Raw genomic sequence first — 18,778 nt, forward strand, 5'->3', positions numbered from 1 at the left:
CTTTTCAGGATGCTGGTCTCAGGCGACGAGCTTCGCGAACAGGTCGGCGTCGACATTGCCGCCCGAGAGCACGATGACGACGTTCTTGCCCTTGGCGTCGATCCGCCCCGCCAGCAGCGCCGCGAGCCCGACCGCGCCGCCGGGCTCGACCACGAGCTTCAGCTCGCGATAGGCGAACGCGACGGCGGCACCGACCTCGTCGTCGGAGACGCTGACGCCATTTGCGAGCAGCTTGCTGTTGATGGCGAAGGTCAGCTCGCCCGGCATCATCGCCATCAGCGCATCGCAGATGGTACGCGGCGCAACCGCATGCGCCTCGCGATGGCCGACCTTGAGCGACAGAGCGTGATCGTCATAGCCCGCGGGCTCGGCGACGATCACCTGGGCCTGCGGATATTTTGCCTTCACCGCGGTAGCGACACCTGCGATCAGGCCGCCGCCGGAAGCCGGCGCGACCACGATGTCGGGCACGAGCCCGAGCGCGGCCATGTCCTCGGCGATCTCGCGGCCGGCGGTGCCCTGGCCCGCGATCACGAAGGGATCGTCATAGGGACGCACCAACGTCGCGCCGCGCTTGCTGGCGATGCCATTGGCGATCGCCTCGCGGTCGTCGCGATCGCGATCGTACAGCACGACCTCGGCGCCATAGGACTTGGTCCGCTCACGCTTGGTGATCGGGGAGTCCGCAGGCATCACGATGGTCGCCTGCATGTTGAGGATCTTTGCCGCCGCGGCAACGCCCTGGGCGTGGTTGCCCGAGGAGAACGCGACGACGCCCCCGCTCCGCTTGTCCTGCGGTATCGAGGCGAGCTTGTTGAAGGCGCCGCGGAACTTGAACGATCCGGTCCGTTGCAGCATCTCGGGCTTGAGGAAGACCTGGGTTCCAACGCGTTCATTGAGAACGGGGAAAGTCAGAAGCGGCGTGCGCACCGCGAACGGCGCGACCACCCTTGCGGCGGCATCGATGTCCGCAGCAGCGACGGGTGGATTGAGAGTGATGTCCGTCATCCACGATTTGTATCGCGGCGGCGGGTAACCCGGCAAGACGCTTTAGCGTGAGTTTGGCTGAGGCGCCGGCAAGGACGCGAAATGATGCTCTTCGGCGCCGAATTCGAGCGCCTCGCCCTCGCTGTCCGGCGGTGCGGGGCGGACGTTCATGCAGCGGTCGATGAACACCCGGGCCGACGCCTGCCAGGTGTGGAGTGCGGCAAAATCGACGCAAGCCTGCCGCGAGATGCCGAGCGCCTCCAGGCAGGCGTGGTGCAGATCCTCGTCGAGCACGCCGACCGGCGCGGCGCCGATCACGTCGCGGGGACCGGTGACCGGAAAAGCGGCAACCGGCAGGCCGCTGGCCAACGCCTCGAGCAGCACCAAACCGAACGTATCCGTGCGGCTGGGGAAAACGAACACATCGGCCGCGGCATAGATTTCGGCCAACTCTTCCCCATGGCGGGCGCCGAGGAAGACGGCTTCCGGATATTTCCGCTCCAGCGCCGCCCGCGCCGGGCCGTCGCCGACCACGACCTTGGTGCCGGGCAGATCGAGATCGAGGAACGCCTCGAGGTTCTTCTCCACCGCCACCCGGCCGACGCTGAGATAGACCGGCTGCGGCAGGCAGAGGTCGACATCGCGCGGATGGAACAGGGCGGTATCGACGCCGCGCGACCACAGCACCACGTTGCGGAAGCCGCGCTGGCGCAGTTCGGCGGCCAGCGCCGGGGTCGCGGCCATCACCGCCCGGCTCGGCTTGTGGAACCAGCGCAGCGCCCGCCACACCCAGGCTTCCGGGACCGGCGTGCGTGCCGAGACGTATTCGGGAAAGCGGGTATGGAAGCTCGTCGTGAACGGCAACCCGCGCTTGCGGCAATAGCGGCGAACCGACAGCCCGATCGGACCTTCGGTCGCGATATGGATGCTGTCGGGCCTGGCCGCCTCGATCAGGCTGGCGACCTTGGCCTGATACGGCAGCGCCAGCCGGAGATCGCGATAGCTCGGCATCGCGAAGGTGCGGAACTCGTCCGGCGTCAGGAAGCTCACCTCGACGCCGAGCGATTTCGCCGCCTGTGCCATCATGGTCAGCGTGCGGACAACCCCGTTGACCTGGGGATGCCACGCATCGGTCGCGACCAGGATATGCGTCATGCAGCGCGTGCCGTCACTCGCGGAACTGGCGCGATCCGGCGCACCGGGTCGGTCCAGGTGATGATCTCGAAATGGCCGTCCTCATGCTCGGCGAGGGCCGTGCAGCTCTCGACCCAGTCCCCGCAATTCATGTAGCGGATGCCGTGCTCGTCATGAATCGTCGCGTAGTGGATGTGGCCGCAGATCACGCCGTCGCAGCCGTGACGCCGCGCCTCGCCGGCCAGCGTCGCCTCGAACGCGCCGATATAGTTCACGGCCTTCTTGACCTTCAGCTTGGCCCATTGCGACAGCGACCAGTAGGGCACGCCGAACATCTTGCGGAAGAAGTTGACGAAGCGATTCATCTGGATCGCGAAGTCATAGGCCTTGTCGCCGAGATGGGCGAGCCAGCGCGCGTTCTGCACCACGAGATCGAAGATGTCGCCGTGGATCACGAGGTAGCGCTTGCCGTCGGCGCCGGTGTGAACGGTGTTCTCCACCACGTCGATGCCGCCGAAATGCGTGCCGTAATATTTGCGCAGGAACTCGTCGTGGTTGCCCGGGACGTAGATCACCTTGGCGCCCTTGCGCGCCTTGCGCAGCATCTTCTGCACGAAATCGTTGTGGGTCTGCGGCCAGTACCAGTTCGACTTCAGCGCCCAGCCGTCGACGATATCACCAACGAGGTAGATCGTGTCGGCATCGTGGGAGCGGAGGAAGTCCAGCAGGCGGTCAGCTTGCGAACCGCGGGCTCCGAGATGAACATCGGAGATAAACAAAGTGCGAAAGCGCCGCTCGGGGCTTTCTTCACTCAAGGAGTCACTTCCCATGCCTGTGCACCTAACAGATTCCTGTGACAAGGCGATGACGATCCCCGCGACCCAAGGCCTCACTAACAGTTAACGAGAATCAGCAGCACGCCCCTCCAGTGCGGATAACAGCGGCGTGCGACAATCTGGCGACATCGGTGGACGCAGCTGTGCGGAACAGTGGTTGTGTTGCCTGCATATCGCGGCGGAACACTACGCATTCAAAGAGGCGATGGATGCGTAGCCCGGATGAAGCGCAGCGTAATCCGGGGTCTTGCGTCCGCGGATGATCTGTTCCCGGATTTCGCGGAGCCTGTCATCGGGCGCGCATTCGCGCGACCCGTTGGCTTCATCCGGGCTACAAACTTCAGCCGGGCTACCGAGCGTCAGTAATATCTGTGGAAGTGATGCACCGGCCCGTGGCCATGTCCGACCGCGAAGCGATCGGCGGCGGCGATCGCATCCGTGATCCACGCCTTGGCGCTGCGCACGGCGGTCTCCATCGCCTCACCCTTCGCGAGCCCTGCCGCGATCGCCGATGACAGCGAGCAGCCGGTGCCGTGCGTGTTTGATGTCGCGATGCGCGGCGCCGCGAGCGCGATGCTGCGCTCGCCGTCGATCAGATAGTCGGTGCTCTCGGCGCCGTGCCCGTGGCCGCCCTTGACCAGCACCGCGCGACATCCCATCGCCAGCAATTGCCTGCCCTGTCGCGCGACGTCGGCCTCGTTTGAGGCGACCGGCTCGTTCAGCAGCGCCGCCGTTTCCGGCAGGTTCGGCGTAATCAGCGAGGCCAGCGGAAACAGCATGGTCTTCAGTGCATCGACCGCCTCGGCCGCGAGCAGCCGATCGCCCGAAGTTGCGACCATCACCGGATCGAGCACGACATGGCGCGGCGCCCAGCGCTTCAGCGCGCCCGCGATCGCCACGATGGTCTCGGCCTGCGCCACCATGCCGATCTTCACCGCGCTGACGTCGAGGTCGGAGAACACCGCATCGATCTGGGCCGTGACGAACGAAGCGGGCACCGGATGGATGCCGCTGACGCCGGTGGTGTTCTGCGCCGTCAGCGCCGTGATGGCCGAGGCGCCATAGACCCCGAGCGCGGCAAAGCTCTTGAGGTCGGCCTGGATGCCCGCCCCGCCCGAGGAATCCGAACCGGCAATGGTGAGCGCAACCGGCGTCATTGTGCGGCACCGGCGGTTGAGACGAATGAGACCATGACGAACAAGCTCATGGCCTGTCCTAGCCCGGCCGCCCGTCGGCAGCAAGTTCGCCTGACTTTACCGCGAGTTGGCCTTGTTGCCCCGTTGCCTTGCCCCTTGCCTTGGCGGCCGGTTTTTGGCCTATAGTCGCGGAAATCCCCGGAGACGACTTTGATGGTTCCTTTCTTCGTCCAGATCAAATGCAAGCTCGGCCAGTCCTACACCGTCGCCAACGCGCTGGCGGAAGCCGAGATTGCGTCCGAGATCTATTCCACCGCGGGCAATTACGATCTGCTGGTCAAGTTCTACGTCGACCACGACACCGACATCGGCCATTTCATCAACGAGAAGGTTCAGGTGATCCCGGGCATCCAGGACACCCTCACGATCATCACCTTCAAGGCGTTCGGCGCGAAGTAGCGCATCGACCTCCATACGTGCCCGATTGGCGAGGCGCGCGCCGCTAGGCGGCCGGCGCCGAGTCGATCAGCGCCTTCAGGAACGTGACGACGATACGGCCGCTGCGATTCACCTCGCCGCCCCTCGACAACAGCGCCATGCCGCGGCCCAATGCGATGAAGCCGGTAGCGATCTCCACGGGATCGGCGGGCGCCTGCTTGCCAAGCACCTCGAACAGGCGCGTCACCAGCACGCCCAGCGCACGGCGGTGCTTGCGGTTGAGTTCGTTATAGCCTTGCGCGAACGTCGGGCTGCGCAGCGCCTGCAATTGCAACTCGATCGCCAGCACGGCAAACCCCGGATCCGAATTGGCGGTGGCGGCCCATTTTTCGAGGCCCGCCATCACCTTCGCAGGCTCGCCCGGCGTCTGCCCCAACACGCTTTCGATTTTTGCACGCTCCTCGGATTGGTGCTGTTGCACCAGTTCCAGGAGGATCGCCTCCTTGTCGGGAAAATTCGAATAGAACGCGCCCTGCGAAAATCCGGCCGCGTCGGCGATGTCGCGCACGGAGGCCTGCGCAAACCCCTTCTTGATGATCTCCTCGCGCGCCGCCTCGATCAGGAGACTCTTCGTACGGGCCTGACTTTCCTCGCGATTTAGCCTGGGCAACGAATAAGACTCCCGAACCTGCAAATACCAATTGATTTTCAGATATCATCTGATATCTATTTTCAGATAGCAGTTGATATCTGTAACCCGACGAGTCGGCTCGACGCGCACGGAGTAGCTATATCATGCAGATCGGACGATTGGACCGCACGCTCGCAATCCTGGCGACGCTCGCGGCGTCGACCGTCGCCGCCATGGTGATCGGTATCCTGACCACCAAGGGTTCGCAGGACTTCTTCCAGACCGCCCGCTCCGTCGAAGCCTATGGCGCGTATCTTGCGACCCCCCTCGTGCCGTTCGGCCTGCGGCTCAATCTCGGGCTCGATAATCTCTTCATGATCTTCTACGGCGCATTTTTCATCGTGCTGGCCGCCCGGCTACGCATCATCATGGACCCCTATCTGCTGGGCACAGCGCTCGCCTCCATGATGCTCACGGTGATCCTCGATTGCGTCGAGAACCACCACATCATGACCATGGTGCATGCGATGCAGAACGGATTGCCGCTGTCGCCGGCCGATGGGGAGCTGCAGATGATCGCCTCCCAGGTCAAGTTTCACGCCAGCTATCTCGCAGTCTTGCTGTTCTCGTTCGGCTTCCTGCAGTTCGGCAGGCTCGGCAGGACCATCGCGGCGGTGCTGTGGTGCTACATCCCGTTCGGGGTCCTGATTTCGGTCACGCCGGTGGAGCAGGCGAAGGCATTGGTGCTGGGACGGACAATCTTCTTCGTCTTTGCCTTCATCCTGTCCGCCGTCCTGTTCGCTTCACAAGCCAAAAGCCACGGTCAGAACAGCCAATAACAAGCCCGGAGGATCCCCTGATGCCGATCACGATGGTCACGATTGCCGGACGAAGCCTGCTCGCATTGCTGTTCATCCTTGCCGGCGCAGCCAAGATCGCTGGCCCGAAGCCGTTCCTCGACCACATGGCGGCACACCATATTCCCGGCATGCTGCTGCCGCTGGTCATCGCGCTCGAGCTTGGCGCGGGCCTGGCGTTGCTGATCGGCTGGCAGCCGTCATTTACCGCCGGCGCGCTTGCGCTGTTTTGCCTCGCGACCGCGTTCGGGTTTCACCTCGACCTCGCCGACAAGGTGGAACGAACGCTCTTCTTCAAGGACCTCGCGATTGCCGGTGGCTTGATGGTCATTGCGGCCAGTGCGTGGCGCGGATAGCAGACCAAGCATCACCCGGCGCAATCAGGAAGGATCCGTCTTGTCCGCCTTGCGCGTCGGCTTCGGCGGCCCCTCGACCGGCGGCAGCGACTTGATGTATTCGGCGATCGCGTCGCGATCGGTCGGCGAGAGTTGCGAGGTGTTGCGGATCACGCGCACCATCGATCCGCCGGCGCTGTCGCCGTCCGGCGTCTGTCCGCTCTCGAGGAAATAGGCGATGTCCTTCGCGCTCCAGTCCGCGATGCCCCGCGGCGTGATGTTGGGCACCCAGCCCTCGCCTTCCGGATTCGGGCCACCGGCGAAGCGCTGCGAAGTGATGATGCCGCCGAGGAAATTGCGCGGGCTGTGACACTCGGCGCAATGGCCGAAGCCGTTGACGAGATAGGCGCCGCGATACCAATGCGCCGAGCGGCTGGCATCCGCGACGAACGGCTTGCCGTCCATGAACAGGAATTTCCAGACACCGACATTGCGCCTGACGTTGAAGGGAAACGGCACATCGTGGTCGCGCACCTTGCCGGCGACCGGCGGCAAGGTCTTCAGATAGGCGAACAGGTCGCGCACGTCATTGAGCCTGGCGTGCTGATAGGATGTGTAGGGAAACGCCGGAAAATAGTGCGTCCCCGACGGCGAGGTGCCCTTCATGACCGCGGTGACGAAATCAGCCTCACTCCAGCGGCCGATGCCGTCGTTCGGGTCGGGCGAGATGTTCGGCGCATAGAAGGTACCGAACGGCGACGGTATCGCGAGGCCGCCGCCGAGCCTGGTGCGGTCGTCCTGCTTCGGCACCGCGTGGCAGGAGGAACATCCTCCCGCATTGAACGTTGTGAGCCCGTTGGCCAGATTGGGCTGGTAGGCGGGCAGCGCACTCGCGGCGACGGTCGCGGGGATCGTCAACCACCAGAACACACCGAAGCCGATCAAGCCGGCCAAAGCGGCCAATAGGAGAATTCGTCGCAACATTCACCGATCCGTCATTGGTCGCGTCAGTTCATCAACCAGTATGATGGCAACCGATCGCACAAGCTCGCATCAAATTTGCCGCACTCACGATCATTTTGGGAATAAATCCGGAGAGCCGCGGTTTGAAGATTTGCAACCATCGTGTGACGTCAAAGGGGAGAGAACCATGCCAAACAAGACCTTGCTTGCCACGCTGACATTGGGCGCCGCCATCGCCCTCGCCGGTCCGGCCTTTGCCGAGAAGTTGACGGCGAAGCTGGACGGCAAGTCCGAAGTGCCTGCCAACACCAGCGCCGGCACCGGCACTGCCGACATCGACTACGACGCGGCCACCAAGAAGCTGAGCTGGAAGCTGACCTATTCCGGTCTGTCGGGCCCTGCGACCGCCGCACATTTCCACGGCCCCGCCGAGGCCGGCAAGAATTCCGGTGTCGCGGTCGCCATCTCGAACGCGACGTCGAGCCCGGTCGAAGGCAGCGCAACGTTGACCGACGCGCAGGCCGCCGATCTCCTCGCCGGCAAGTACTATGTCAACGTCCACACCGCGGCCAACCCGGGCGGCGAGATCCGCGGCCAAGTGACGAAGTAGATCTCACGAAGTAAACCTCAACAAGAAACGGCCGACACAACAAAGGGCGGATGCTTCACAGCATCCGCCCTTTTCATTGACCGAATGGCGTTCAGCCCTTCTTGAGGCGATAGGTCTCGTGGCAGCCGCCGCACTGCTTGCCGATCACGGTCAGCTCGGCCTTCAGCGTGTCGACATCCTTGATCTTGCCCTTGGCGTCGGCGACGGATTTGGCAAAGCTCGCGATGTGCTGCTCGAAGCCGGCCTTGTCTTCCCAGATCTTCGGCCCGGCGGAGTAATCGCCTTCCGTCTTGAGGCCCTTGCTGCTTTCAGGAAAGAGCGTCGGCAGCTTCTTGGCGGTATCCTCGAACTTCGCCAGCGCGGCGTCGACCGTTGCCTGGTCGTAGGGCTTCTCGCCCTTGATCATGGCGCCGAGCGCACCGGCGTTCTTGCCGGTTTCCTTCATCTGGGCCTGGGTCACCTTGACCTGCTCCTGGTCGGCCACCACCGCCCCCGCACTCAACGCAAGCATCGCTGCAACGACGACAATCCGCTTCATCGGCAAAACCCCTCAAATCCTGTTCTGTCCGGGTCCGCAGGAACGCGGCCGGCCTGGTTTGCAAACACCGCAGGCGGAATCTTCATTCCGCCTGCGACAAATTTATCAGAGATTATGGCGGCGCTGCGCCTCGCGGATCGCGATCCAGACCCGCTCCGGCGTCGCCGGCATGTCGATGTGGTCGATCCCGAACTCGCGATGCAGTCCCTCGACGATCGCGTTGACGACCGCCGGACACGAGCCGATCGCGCCGGCCTCACCTGCGCCCTTCACGCCGAGCGGGTTGGTCGTGCACGGCACGTTGTGGGTCTCGAACACGAAGGACGGCCCGTCGGCGGCGCGCGGCATCGCATAGTCCATGAAGGTGCCGGTGACGAGCTGACCGTCGGTCGGGCTGTACACCGCCTGCTCCATCAGCGCCTGCCCGATGCCCTGCATCGCGCCGCCATGCACCTGGCCCGCGAGCATCAGCGGATTGAGCGTGACGCCGAAATCGTCGACGATGACGTAGCTGACGATCTTGATGATGCCGGTGGCGGGATCGATCTCGACCTCGGCGAGGTGCGTGCCGTTCGGATAGGTGCCGTCGGCGCTGGCGAAGGTCGCGCTCGAATTCATCTTCGACGTATCGCCGCCGGGACGCTTGGCGAGATCGGCAAAGCTGACCGAGCGGTCGGTGCCGGCGATGCGGATGCGGCCGTCGGCGATCTCGAGGTCGCCGGCGCCGGCTTCCAGCGCCTGCGCCGCAAGCTCCTTCAGCTTGTTGCCGAGCTCGTGCGTCGCCCGCTGCACGCTGACGCCGCCGGACGGGATCGAGGCCGAACCGCCGGTGCCGAGACCGGTCGCGATCTTGTCGGTGTCGCCCTGCAGCACATGGACGCGCTCCGGCGGCACGCCGAACTGCTCGGCAACGATCTGCGCATAAGCGGTCTGGTGGCCCTGCCCGCTCGACTGCGTGCCGATCAGGATCGAGATGTCGCCGTTGGGATCGAGCGCCACATTGGCGGTCTCCTCGCCCATGGTGCCGCAGACCTCGACATAGCTCGCCATGCCGATGCCCCGCACCAGGCCGTCCTTCTTGGCGGCCTTGGCGCGCTTCGGAAACTCCTTCCAGTTCGCGATCTCCATCGCGCGTTTCATATGCGCGACGAAATCGCCGGAGTCGTAGACCTTGCCGGTCGCGGTCGTGTAGGGCAGCGACTTCGGCGGGATGAAATTCTTCCGCCTGATGGCATCCGGCGTCATGCCGAGCTTTCGCGCGGCTGCGTCGACCAGCCGCTCGATCACATAGGCCGCCTCCGGGCGGCCGGCGCCGCGATAGGCATCGACCGGCACCGTGTTGGTGAACACGGTGCGGACGCGGCAGTGGAAGGCCTGGATGTCATAGAGGCCCGGCAACATTCCGGCGCCGCCATGGGGGATATAGGGCGCAAACGTCGAGAGATAGGCACCCATGTCGCCCATCAGATCGACATCCATGCCGAGGAATTTGCCGTCCTCGGCGAGCGCCATCTTCGCGGTGGTGAGGTTGTCGCGGCCCTGCGCGTCGCCCATGAAATGGTCGGAGCGCTCGGCGGTCCACTTGACGGATTTCTTGAGCTTGCGCGCCGCAACCGAGATCAGCGCATACTCGCGATAGGGAAACAGCTTGGTGCCGAAGCCGCCGCCGACATCCGGGCAGATCACCCGCATGTTCTCCTTCGGCATCTTCAGGATCATGTCGCAGAGGATATCGCGCAGGCGGTGACTGCCCTGGCTGCCGATCGTCAGCGTCAGATGATCCTTCCTGGCGTCGTATTCGGCGACCGCGGCGCGTGTCTCCATGAAGTTGGTGATGACGCGCGGATTGACGATGGTGATCTCGGCCACCGCATGCGCCTTGGCGAAGGCGGCCTCGGCGGCGCCCTTGTCGCCGATCGAGACGTCGAACAGCAGATTGCCGGGCTTGTCGGGCCACACCTGCGGCGCGCCCTTCTTCACCGCATTGGTCAGGCCGGCCACCGCCGGCAGCGGCGTCCACTTGACGTCGATCGCCTCGATCGCGTCGCGGGCGTGATCGAGGGTATCGGCGACCACAAAAGCGATGGCATCGCCAACATGGCGCACCTCATCCTTGGCGAGGATCGGATAAGGCGGTGCGGTGAACGGATCGGTTTCGAGATTGAACAGGCACGGCAGGCCGCCGAGCTCGGCGACATCGGCCGCGGTCAGGATCAGCGCCACGCCGGGCATGCCGCGGGCCTTGCCGGCATCGATCGTGTAGGTCGCGTGCGCATGCGGCGAACGCAGCATCAGCGCGTGCAATGCGGGAGACGGGGCGACGTCGTCGGTATAGCGGCCCTTGCCGCGAATCAGAGCGTCATCCTCCTTGCGCCGTACACTTTGTCCGACGCCGAACTTGATGGGAGCTGCCATCGTCTCTCCAATTGCCTTGGTTGTTTGCGCGCATATTGGCGTGGTTGTCAGCGAAGCGCAAACGCCTTTCTCGGGTCGTTTTGCCCCTTGCGGAGCGGGCCTCGATCACTATAGCGGGTTCGGGCGGAGCGGCCTTGGCTCGATCGTCTGCCGGTAAAGCTCGATCGCCCGGCCGGCCTCCTCCATCCGATCTGTTTCCATCAGCCCGCCTGCATAAGCCATCCGCTCGACGAGCTGCGACGTCGCGAAGGTCCAATACTGGGACATCAATGGGTTGACGAACAGATCGCTGCCACTGGTGCGATTGGTGGCATGATAGTTTCCGAATTCTCCGCGCACGGCGCTTGCGATCGAATTGGAGACGATGCTCGGATGCGCCGGCTGGCGTTGGTTGGCATAGTCGACCAGATCGAGAAACGCCGCCCCTTCCGCCGTCTTAGACGACAGGGAAAAGGTGCCGAGAAATCCCCCGTCAGTTGTCAATCGCGCAACGTTCTCGAGGAAGGCATGGTGCGAGACGCCATGGAAATGATCGATGCCGAAACCGATCGCAGCAAGAAGTGCCCGCCCATCAGTGGCATTCTGCGCAGCGACGATCGATACCGCATCCTCGATGATGGTACCGAGTCCAGGCTCGTCGCCGAAAAGAATGCTGTCGGTGCCGCCATCGACCAGCACAACCAGATCGATTTGGTGCTGCTCGACGATCCAGCGGTAGGTGGCAGCAAGCGGCCGGACGCAACTCTTGGCAAAGGCGTAGATCGGTACAGCACGCTCACGCGTCGCAAGCCACTCCGCCAACCACTTCTCGGGAAAGTATGGAATCTCGGCAGAGCTCCGATCGACCCGCCAAGTGGTCGGATTGATGCGCTCGCCACCGCAAAGCCAGAGATTGGTGAACGAAAAATTCCCGAAGACGACCTGCTTGCCCCGCGACCAAAGGTGCTCGGCAATAGGCACGCCACCGAATACGTCGAAGCCCCCGCCGCAACCTGCGATGAGGACGTTGGTCGCCTGCTCCAGGCGATCGAGAAATGGGATCATGTGATACAGCCAATTGCTTCCTGGCGTGCCAGCCCTTGCTGCATTCGGGCACTATTCCAAGCGCTTGACAAGACTAAAGAAATCTATACGCGCCGCAGCGCGAACAGCCAGCCGCGGCCAAACAGCGTGAGGATCAGCAAGGCGTAGACGAAGACGCCGACCGCAATCAGCAGCAGCAGGATCATCTCATCGCGGAAGTGCTGCATCGGCGCGAACCACACATAGGCAAAATGCGAGGTCAGCCACAGCGCGAGCGCGAGCAGCACGCCGCACAGCGCAAAAGTGCCGAACGAGCGGATCAGCGCGCGATCGAACGCGAGGTAGCCGCGGCGCACGGCGAACAGCAGCACCAGCAGCAGATTGACCCAGGCCCCGACCGCGGTCGCGAGCGCGAGCCCGACCTGCGCCAGCGAGCCGACCAGCGCGATCTTCAGCGCGACGTTGACCGCGACCCCGGTCAGCGCCGCCTTGACAGGGGTTGCGGTATCCTTGCGGGCATAGAAGGTCGCGACCGCGCTGCGGATCATCACAAAGGGAATGAGCCCAACCGCATAGGCCGCGAGCGTGGCGCCGGCGCTGGCGGCATCGGCCTTCGAGAACGCGCCGCGGGCGAACATCGCGCGCATGATCGGATCGGCAACCGTCAGGAACGCCGCCACGAACGGCACCGAGAACAGCAGCGTGAAATCGAAGGCGCGGCGCTGCGCGGCCATGGCGCCTGTATGATCGTCGGCGGTCAGGCGCCGCGACATCTCCGGCAGCAGCACGGTGCCGATCGCGATCCCGATCACCCCGATTGGCAGTTGATTGAGGCGGTCGGCATAGTACAGCGCCGACAGCGCGCCGGCGGGCAGGAAGGTCGCGATGATGGTGTCGGCGAACAGCGCGACCTGCGTTCCCATCGAGCCCAAGGTTGCAGGCCCCAGCGCGCGGAAGAAGGCGCGGACATCCTCGTCGAGTTTCAACGGCGCGAATCGCGGCAGGCCGCCGTGGCGGGCGAGGTCGCCGGCGAGCAGGAAGAACTGCAAGAAGCCCGAGATCAGGACGCCCCAGGCCGCGGCGTGGCCGGCGCTGGGGAAGAACGCGGCGAGCGCCAGCGTCATCATCATGGCGAGGTTGAGGAAGATCGGCGCCGCCGCGGCGCTGGCGAAGCGATGCATCACGTTGAGCATGCCGCCGTAGAGCGTCACCAGCGTGATCAGCAGCAGATAGGGAAAGGTGATCCGCGTCAGCTCGATCGCGAGCTGGCGCTGCGATGCGTCCTCGGTGAAGCCCGGCGCGAGAATGCTCATCGCCTGCGGCATGAACACCATCGCCACCACCAGCAGGATCACCTGCGAGGCGAACAGCAGCGTGAAGATGCGGTCGGCGAACAGCCGCGCCGACGCCTCGCCGCGCTCGCCATGGACATGGGCATAGGCCGGCACGAAGGCGGCGTTGAAGGCGCCTTCGGCAAAGATCGCGCGGAAATGATTGGGCAGCCGCAGCGCCACGAAGAAGGCGTCGGCGACCGGCCCGGCACCGAGGATCGCCGCGAGCATGATGTCGCGCGCGAACCCGGTGACCCGGGATAGCAGGGTATAGCCGCCAACCGTGAAGATGCGCCCAAGCATGGCTGCTTCTAGCGCATCATCACCCTACGTCAAAATCAGGCAGAAAGTGCGCTGCGCACAGCCGCGATGACGCGGTCCTGCGCCGCCTCGTCGAGATAGGGGTGCATCGGCAGGGCGATGACGTCCTTCGACAGGCGCTCGCTGACCGGCAGGCCACCGTCGGCAACCGGATAGTGGCTGTAGGCCGTCTGCTGGTGGACCGACTTCGGATAGTAGATCATGGTCGGCACGCCCTGCGCCTTCAAGGCGGCCGCGAAGGCGTCACGATCGATGCCGTTGGTCAAACGGATGGTGTATTGCGCCCACACCGAGGTGCAGCCGGGAGCAACGCGCGGCACCGAAACCAGGTTGCCGAGCGCCCGCGAATAGCGTTCCGCCACCTTGTTGCGCGCCGCGATCTCGTCGTCGAAGATCTTCAGCTTCTCGAGCAGGATCGCCGCCTGCATGGTGTCGAGCCGCGCCGTGAGGCCGAGCCGCACGTTATCGTACTTGTCCGAGCCCTGGCCGTGGACGCGAATGCTGCGCAGCGTGCGCGCCAGTTCCTCGTCGTCGGTGAAGATCGCGCCGCCGTCGCCGAAACAGCCGAGCGGCTTGGCCGGGAAGAAGCTGGTTCCGGTCGCGAGCCCGAAGGTGCCGAGCTTGCGGTTCTTGTAGGTTGCGCCAAAGCCCTGCGCGGCATCGTCGAGCACGAACAGGCCCTCGGCCTCGGCGACCGCGCCGATCGCGTCGTGATCGGCGCTCTGGCCGAACAGATCGACCGGGATCACGGCAACCGGCTTCAACCCGCGTGCGCGCGCCGTCGCAATGCCGCGCTTCAGCGAGTTGACGTCGATGTTGAAGGTCTCTTCGTCGACGTCGACGAACACCGGCGTCGCACCGGTCAGCGTCACGACTTCGCCGGTCGCGCAGAAGGTGAAGGTCGGGCACAGCACCGCATCGCCCGGTCCGACATTCTTCGCCATCAGCACCATGAGGAGCGCGTCGGTGCCGCTGGCACAGCTCACCACGTGCTTGGCGCCGCTGTAATCCGCCAGCGCCTTCTCCAGCGCAATGACTTCCGGGCCGTTGATGAACTGGCAATGGTCGAGCACGCGCGCGACCGCGTCATCGATCGACTTGCCGAGCCGACGGCGCTGCGCGGCGATATCGATGAAGGGAATGGGCTCAAGCTGCATATGCTGGTTCATGGAAGCTCTTTGCACGTGTTGAATGGATGACAATCAGCCAGTGAAGGCAATCAGCCGGCGATGCGGCGCGGTCCCTTGCGCATCGTCGAGGCGGCGGGCCGCGCCGGCGATTCCAGGCAGCGGATCGCGATCTCGAGGCTCGCCACGCCTTCGTCGCCGGACACCGCCGGCAGCTTGCCGCTGCGCACGGCATCGAGGAAGGCAATCAGTTCGGCGCGCAGCGGCTCGTCGTGACCGACCGGCAGATGGCGCATCGAATAGCTGCCGTCCGGCTTGAAGCCGAAGCATTCGGTGACCTGGCGCGTGAGCAGGTCGCCCATCACGTACTTGCCGCGGGTTGCGACCGTGACGTTGCGCGCCTTGAACGGCGTCAGCCAGTTGGTATTGATATGGGCGAGCACGCCGGACGCCGTGCGGAACTGCAGCAGCGCGATGTCCTCGCGCTCGGCAACCGCGCTCGAGAGCTGCGGCTGCACCTCGACGATGTCGGACTCGGTGAACCAACGGATCAGGTCGATGTCGTGCACGGCAAGATCGATCACGACGCCGACATTGGACATCCGCGGTGGGAACGGGCCGACCCGGGTGATGCCGATCGACAGGATATCCTCGCCCGAGATCGCCTGCTTGATCGCGGCGACCGCCGGATTGAAACGCTCGACATGGCCGACCATCAGCGTGACGCCGGTCCGCTCGGCAGCCGCGACGATCTCGCGGCCCTCTTCGACCGTGGATGCGACCGGCTTCTCGACCAGGATGTGGATGTTGCGCGCGATGCAGGCGAGCGCGATCTCGTGATGCAGGTGGGTGGGTGCGGCGATCGTCACCGCATCGACGCCCTCGGCAAGCAGCTGATCGAGGTTTTCGAAGGCGCGGCAACCGACCAGGTCGATGGCGCGTGCGCGGTGCTCCGGCAGCGGATCGACGATGCCGATCAGCACGACGCCGGGCAGTCCGGCCAGTACGCGGGCATGGTTGCTGCCCATTACGCCGGCGCCGATCACGCCGACGCGTAATGCGCGGCCGATATCGGCCCTCGCGCCAGCTGCGGACACTTTTGCATTCATATCGTAGACCCCAAGTAGCGTTCTGGCGGTTGTCCCGGCTCCTCAGGGAGCCATCCAGGCTCCGAGGGAATCAGACCAAGGCCCCTCGTCCCGATCTGCGCCTCCGGCGCAGATCACCCCGCTTCGTTGGCAGCCGCTATAGCACGGCGTCACAAATGTGGCGAATGCCAAGGACGAAATCCGGACACGTTTTGATTCAAAGAGTTACATCGTCCCGCGCCCGGCGATTGGCGCGGGAACCGGCTCGCCTCAGTTGCGCCGGTAGTCGTCCTCGATGCGGATGATGTCGTCCTCGCCGAAATAGCTGCCGGTCTGCACCTCGATCAGCTCGAGCTGGATCTTGCCTGGATTCTCCAGCCGGTGCACCGCGCCGATCGGGATGTAGATCGACTCGTTCTCGTGCACTGTCTTGATCAGCTCGTTGACGGTGACCTGCGCGGTGCCGCGCACCACGATCCAGTGCTCGGAGCGGTGATGGTGCTTCTGCAAAGACAGCCGCCCGCCCGGCTTGACGATGATGCGCTTGACCTGGTGGCGGTCGCCATTGTCGACCGATTGATAGGAGCCCCAGGGGCGATGCACCTTGATGTGGTTCTCGGTCACCCCGGGCGCCGCCACTTTCAATTTCGCGACCAGCCGCTTCAGCCCGTTGGCGTCCTTCTGGCGTGACACCAGCACGGCGTCCTGGGTCGCGACCACGACGAGATCGTCGACGCCTTCGAGCGCGACCAGCGCCCGGTCGGTCGAGACGTTGCAATTGCGGGAATCCTCGAACACCGCCATGCCGCGCGCCGCGTTGCCGAGACTGTCCTTGTCGGAGAGCTCCCAGACCTGACGCCATGAGCCGATGTCGGACCAGCCGCACGCCACCGGCACCACCGCGGCATGAGCGGTCTTCTCCATCACCGCGTAATCGATCGAGATCGCCTTTGCCGCGCCGAACGCTGCTGCATCGAGCTTGACGAAGCCGAGATCCCGCGTCGCTGACGCAACCGACTGCTCCACCGACGCAATGCTGTCGGCATCGACATTGCGATACTCGTCGAGCAGCACGCTTGCGCGGAACATGAAGTTGCCGCTGTTCCAGAGATAGCCCGCATCGATATAGCCTGCCGCCGTCGCGGCATCCGGCTTCTCGACGAATTTTGCCACCGCGCGCACCTCGCCGGCGACCACCTCGCCCGGGCTAATATAGCCGTATTCGGTCGCGGGCCGTTCCGGCTTGACGCCGAAGGTGACGATGCGGCCGGCTTCGGCAGCCACCAATCCGCCGCGGCATGCGGCGACGAAGGCCGGCGTATCCCGCACCAGATGGTCGGCGGCGAGCGCCAGCACGATCGCTTCGCCGTCACGACTCTGCGCGAATGCCGCACCGGCCGCGATCGCGGGCCCGGAGTCGCGGCGCATCGGCTCCAGCAGCACATCTGCCTCGCGGCCGATCTCGGCCAGCTGCTCCAGCACCATGAAGCGATAGGCCTCGTTGGTGATCACGATCGGCCGCTCGAACAGGCCGGCGTCGGAGACCCGCAGCAGCGTCTCCTGGAAGGTCGAGCGCGCCCCGAACAGCGACAGGAACTGCTTCGGATGCACCTCGCGCGACGCCGGCCAGAGCCGCGTCCCTGCGCCGCCGCACATGATCAGGGGGATAATTCGTCGATCCATCGATGCCTCAAGTCCTGTCGTGGCAGTCCTGTCGTATCCATCCGCAGGCGGCACACCAAATTGGCCCGGGCTGCCGTGGCCGGCAGCCCTGTTACCTGGGAGGCACGATCCGGGCAGTCACGCGCCCCCACGCGTCTGGTCGGATCTTACCGGTCTTGTAAACTCCCGGTGAACGGCTGGCCGTCCCCCGTTCCGACCTGTTTAGCCGCCCCTTCGCGCCTGCCGCAATAGGGACCAGTACGGGTATTGCCAGATCGGTGCGGAAACCATACCAAGGCGGCGAATTTGGGCGCGCGAAAGCGTTTTGCGCTGTTTTTGACACATTCTGAAAACCTGGCAGCGCGAACGGAAATGCGCCGAATCCTGCTTTCGACCGTCAAGATCCTGATCTCGGCTGCGCTGCTCTATTTCTCGCTGCGCAAGGTCAACCTGTATGACCTCGCCTCCCGCATCCAGGTCGAGAGCCTGGGCTGGCTCGGCCTCGCGATCGCGGTCACCTTCCTGCAGATATTTCTCGGGGTGTTGCGCTGGCGCGAGATCAGCGTGGAGTGCGGCGCGCCGCTGGAGACATCCCAGGCGATGCGCTTCAACGTGATCGGCACCTTCTTCAACCAGACCCTGCCGTCCTCGATCGGCGGCGACGCCGTGCGGCTTTGGCTCGTCGCGCGCGCCGGCGCGGGCTGGCGCGCGGCCACCTATTCGATCTTCGTCGATCGCGCGGTCGGACTGATCGCGCTGGCCGTCGTCATCGCGGTCACCCTGCCCTGGAGCTATCGGCTGATCTCCGATTCCCACGGCTGGATGGCGTTGCTGCTGCTCGACCTCGCCGCGCTTGCGGCCGGATTTGGTTTCCTCGTGATCGGGCTGTTGCCGTGGCCCTGGCTGAAGCAGTGGTGGGCAACGCACCACATCCACGCCTGCGCGGTCATCGCGAACCGGGTGTTGTTCAGCCGCCAGCACGGATTGCGGGTCGCGACCCTTTCGATCGCCATTCACGTCGTGACCGTCGTGATCGGCTGGTGTGTGGTGAAGTCGATCACGGCCCCCGTCACCTTCGGCGAAATCTTCCAGCTGTTGCCCCCGGTGATGCTGATCACGATGATGCCGATCTCGATCGCGGGCTGGGGGGTGCGCGAGGCCACGATGGCGCTGGCCTTCGGCTATGCCGGCCTGATCGCGAATGAAGGCGTCAACATCTCGCTGCTGTTCGGCGCGGTGTCGTTCGTGGTCGGTGTGTTCGGCGGCCTGGTGTGGATCCTGAGCCCGGAGAAGGCCGCCAAGGGCGCCGAGCCGATCGAAGTCCCGGGATCGCAGTGACCGGACCA

18 protein-coding genes are annotated in these 18,778 nt (G+C 64.6%); 5 read left to right on the forward strand and 13 right to left on the reverse strand.

What is annotated here, in order from left to right:
- Positions 1 to 18: 18 nt before the first annotated feature.
- From ACOIX3_RS26955 to thiD, 4 genes are all read right to left on the reverse strand, one after another.
- Positions 19 to 1,008 carry a threonine/serine dehydratase gene (locus ACOIX3_RS26955; protein WP_420965028.1) on the reverse strand — a complete coding sequence of 330 codons (990 nt, stop codon included), beginning with the start codon at positions 1,006 to 1,008 and terminating at the stop codon, positions 19 to 21.
- 42 nt (positions 1,009 to 1,050) lie between these two features.
- Positions 1,051 to 2,142: a glycosyltransferase family 4 protein gene (locus ACOIX3_RS26960; RefSeq protein WP_420965029.1), complete on the reverse strand. Its 1,092-nt coding sequence runs from the start codon at positions 2,140 to 2,142 to the stop codon at positions 1,051 to 1,053.
- Positions 2,139 to 2,951: a UDP-2,3-diacylglucosamine diphosphatase gene (locus ACOIX3_RS26965; protein ID WP_050403538.1), complete on the reverse strand. Its 813-nt coding sequence runs from the start codon at positions 2,949 to 2,951 to the stop codon at positions 2,139 to 2,141. The genes ACOIX3_RS26960 and ACOIX3_RS26965 overlap by 4 nt, the downstream gene beginning before the upstream one ends.
- 365 nt (positions 2,952 to 3,316) lie before the next feature.
- The gene (gene thiD, locus ACOIX3_RS26970) at positions 3,317 to 4,114 is read right to left on the reverse strand and encodes a bifunctional hydroxymethylpyrimidine kinase/phosphomethylpyrimidine kinase (protein WP_420965030.1); all 798 of its coding nucleotides are present in this window, start codon (positions 4,112 to 4,114) and stop codon (positions 3,317 to 3,319) included.
- A gap of 192 nt (positions 4,115 to 4,306) precedes the next feature.
- Here thiD and ACOIX3_RS26975 point away from each other — a divergent pair, with 192 nt between their 5' ends.
- A complete protein-coding gene (locus ACOIX3_RS26975) occupies positions 4,307 to 4,552 on the forward strand; it encodes an Lrp/AsnC ligand binding domain-containing protein (protein ID WP_016845986.1) in 246 nt (81 codons plus the stop codon).
- Positions 4,553 to 4,595: 43 nt separating this feature from the next.
- On the opposite strand, the gene ACOIX3_RS26980 is transcribed toward ACOIX3_RS26975, so the two are convergent.
- On the reverse strand, positions 4,596 to 5,225 hold the full coding sequence (locus ACOIX3_RS26980; RefSeq protein WP_420965031.1) for a TetR/AcrR family transcriptional regulator: 630 nt from the start codon (positions 5,223 to 5,225) through the stop codon (positions 4,596 to 4,598).
- Between the two features lie 101 nt (positions 5,226 to 5,326).
- On the opposite strand from ACOIX3_RS26980, the gene ACOIX3_RS26985 reads away from it, so the two are divergent.
- Together ACOIX3_RS26985 and ACOIX3_RS26990 are read left to right on the forward strand one after the other, a co-directional pair.
- Positions 5,327 to 6,001 carry a hypothetical protein gene (locus ACOIX3_RS26985; RefSeq protein ID WP_420965032.1) on the forward strand — a complete coding sequence of 225 codons (675 nt, stop codon included), beginning with the start codon at positions 5,327 to 5,329 and terminating at the stop codon, positions 5,999 to 6,001.
- Positions 6,002 to 6,021: 20 nt separating this feature from the next.
- Positions 6,022 to 6,375 (forward strand): DoxX family membrane protein, encoded by a 354-nt coding sequence (locus ACOIX3_RS26990; RefSeq protein ID WP_420965033.1) that lies wholly within the window; start codon positions 6,022 to 6,024, stop codon positions 6,373 to 6,375.
- A gap of 24 nt (positions 6,376 to 6,399) precedes the next feature.
- Here the strand turns inward: ACOIX3_RS26990 and ACOIX3_RS26995 are convergent, their stop codons facing one another.
- Positions 6,400 to 7,338 carry a c-type cytochrome gene (locus ACOIX3_RS26995; protein ID WP_420965034.1) on the reverse strand — a complete coding sequence of 313 codons (939 nt, stop codon included), beginning with the start codon at positions 7,336 to 7,338 and terminating at the stop codon, positions 6,400 to 6,402.
- A 166-nt stretch (positions 7,339 to 7,504) separates the two neighbouring features.
- Between ACOIX3_RS26995 and ACOIX3_RS27000 the strand changes: the two genes are divergently transcribed.
- Positions 7,505 to 7,927, forward strand: coding sequence for a CHRD domain-containing protein (locus ACOIX3_RS27000; RefSeq protein WP_420965035.1), 423 nt, complete (start codon positions 7,505 to 7,507; stop codon positions 7,925 to 7,927).
- A 91-nt stretch (positions 7,928 to 8,018) separates the two neighbouring features.
- On the opposite strand, the gene ACOIX3_RS27005 is transcribed toward ACOIX3_RS27000, so the two are convergent.
- The 7 genes from ACOIX3_RS27005 to ACOIX3_RS27035 all read right to left on the reverse strand — a co-directional run bounded on the left by ACOIX3_RS27005 (position 8,019) and on the right by ACOIX3_RS27035 (position 17,453).
- Positions 8,019 to 8,465: a c-type cytochrome gene (locus ACOIX3_RS27005; protein ID WP_420965036.1), complete on the reverse strand. Its 447-nt coding sequence runs from the start codon at positions 8,463 to 8,465 to the stop codon at positions 8,019 to 8,021.
- A 105-nt stretch (positions 8,466 to 8,570) separates the two neighbouring features.
- Positions 8,571 to 10,880 carry a xanthine dehydrogenase family protein molybdopterin-binding subunit gene (locus ACOIX3_RS27010; protein ID WP_420965037.1) on the reverse strand — a complete coding sequence of 770 codons (2,310 nt, stop codon included), beginning with the start codon at positions 10,878 to 10,880 and terminating at the stop codon, positions 8,571 to 8,573.
- 108 nt (positions 10,881 to 10,988) lie between these two features.
- Complete coding sequence (locus tag ACOIX3_RS27015; protein WP_420965038.1) at positions 10,989 to 11,924, reverse strand: DUF1152 domain-containing protein; 936 nt, start codon at positions 11,922 to 11,924, stop codon at positions 10,989 to 10,991.
- A gap of 83 nt (positions 11,925 to 12,007) precedes the next feature.
- Complete coding sequence (gene murJ, locus ACOIX3_RS27020) at positions 12,008 to 13,537, reverse strand: murein biosynthesis integral membrane protein MurJ (protein WP_420965039.1); 1,530 nt, start codon at positions 13,535 to 13,537, stop codon at positions 12,008 to 12,010.
- Between the two features lie 35 nt (positions 13,538 to 13,572).
- Positions 13,573 to 14,724, reverse strand: a complete 1,152-nt coding sequence (locus ACOIX3_RS27025) for a DegT/DnrJ/EryC1/StrS family aminotransferase (protein ID WP_420965040.1) — start codon at positions 14,722 to 14,724, stop codon at positions 13,573 to 13,575.
- Between the two features lie 50 nt (positions 14,725 to 14,774).
- Complete coding sequence (locus tag ACOIX3_RS27030; protein ID WP_092115473.1) at positions 14,775 to 15,791, reverse strand: Gfo/Idh/MocA family protein; 1,017 nt, start codon at positions 15,789 to 15,791, stop codon at positions 14,775 to 14,777.
- A 249-nt stretch (positions 15,792 to 16,040) separates the two neighbouring features.
- Entirely contained in the window at positions 16,041 to 17,453 is a 1,413-nt protein-coding gene (locus ACOIX3_RS27035; protein ID WP_420965041.1) for a mannose-1-phosphate guanylyltransferase/mannose-6-phosphate isomerase, read from the reverse strand.
- Positions 17,454 to 17,804: 351 nt separating this feature from the next.
- Between ACOIX3_RS27035 and ACOIX3_RS27040 the strand changes: the two genes are divergently transcribed.
- A complete protein-coding gene (locus tag ACOIX3_RS27040) occupies positions 17,805 to 18,770 on the forward strand; it encodes a lysylphosphatidylglycerol synthase transmembrane domain-containing protein (protein WP_420965042.1) in 966 nt (321 codons plus the stop codon).
- Positions 18,771 to 18,778: the final 8 nt, after the last annotated feature.

This window comes from Bradyrhizobium sp. B120 (genome assembly GCF_049075665.1).
GTDB lineage: Bacteria > Pseudomonadota > Alphaproteobacteria > Rhizobiales > Xanthobacteraceae > Bradyrhizobium.

Coding starts and splice junctions, on each gene's coding strand:
- ACOIX3_RS26955 (WP_420965028.1), bottom strand. CDS start 1,008: ATGACGGACATCACTCTCAATCCACCCGTCGCTGCTGCGGACATCGAT.
- ACOIX3_RS26960 (WP_420965029.1), bottom strand. CDS start 2,142: ATGACGCATATCCTGGTCGCGACCGATGCGTGGCATCCCCAGGTCAAC.
- ACOIX3_RS26965 (WP_050403538.1), bottom strand. CDS start 2,951: ATGGGAAGTGACTCCTTGAGTGAAGAAAGCCCCGAGCGGCGCTTTCGC.
- thiD (WP_420965030.1), bottom strand. CDS start 4,114: ATGACGCCGGTTGCGCTCACCATTGCCGGTTCGGATTCCTCGGGCGGG.
- ACOIX3_RS26975 (WP_016845986.1), top strand. CDS start 4,307: ATGGTTCCTTTCTTCGTCCAGATCAAATGCAAGCTCGGCCAGTCCTAC.
- ACOIX3_RS26985 (WP_420965032.1), top strand. CDS start 5,327: ATGCAGATCGGACGATTGGACCGCACGCTCGCAATCCTGGCGACGCTC.
- ACOIX3_RS26990 (WP_420965033.1), top strand. CDS start 6,022: ATGCCGATCACGATGGTCACGATTGCCGGACGAAGCCTGCTCGCATTG.
- ACOIX3_RS26995 (WP_420965034.1), bottom strand. CDS start 7,338: ATGTTGCGACGAATTCTCCTATTGGCCGCTTTGGCCGGCTTGATCGGC.
- ACOIX3_RS27000 (WP_420965035.1), top strand. CDS start 7,505: ATGCCAAACAAGACCTTGCTTGCCACGCTGACATTGGGCGCCGCCATC.
- ACOIX3_RS27005 (WP_420965036.1), bottom strand. CDS start 8,465: ATGAAGCGGATTGTCGTCGTTGCAGCGATGCTTGCGTTGAGTGCGGGG.
- ACOIX3_RS27010 (WP_420965037.1), bottom strand. CDS start 10,880: ATGGCAGCTCCCATCAAGTTCGGCGTCGGACAAAGTGTACGGCGCAAG.
- ACOIX3_RS27015 (WP_420965038.1), bottom strand. CDS start 11,924: ATGATCCCATTTCTCGATCGCCTGGAGCAGGCGACCAACGTCCTCATC.
- murJ (WP_420965039.1), bottom strand. CDS start 13,537: ATGCTTGGGCGCATCTTCACGGTTGGCGGCTATACCCTGCTATCCCGG.
- ACOIX3_RS27025 (WP_420965040.1), bottom strand. CDS start 14,724: ATGAACCAGCATATGCAGCTTGAGCCCATTCCCTTCATCGATATCGCC.
- ACOIX3_RS27030 (WP_092115473.1), bottom strand. CDS start 15,791: ATGAATGCAAAAGTGTCCGCAGCTGGCGCGAGGGCCGATATCGGCCGC.
- ACOIX3_RS27035 (WP_420965041.1), bottom strand. CDS start 17,453: ATGGATCGACGAATTATCCCCCTGATCATGTGCGGCGGCGCAGGGACG.
- ACOIX3_RS27040 (WP_420965042.1), top strand. CDS start 17,805: ATGCGCCGAATCCTGCTTTCGACCGTCAAGATCCTGATCTCGGCTGCG.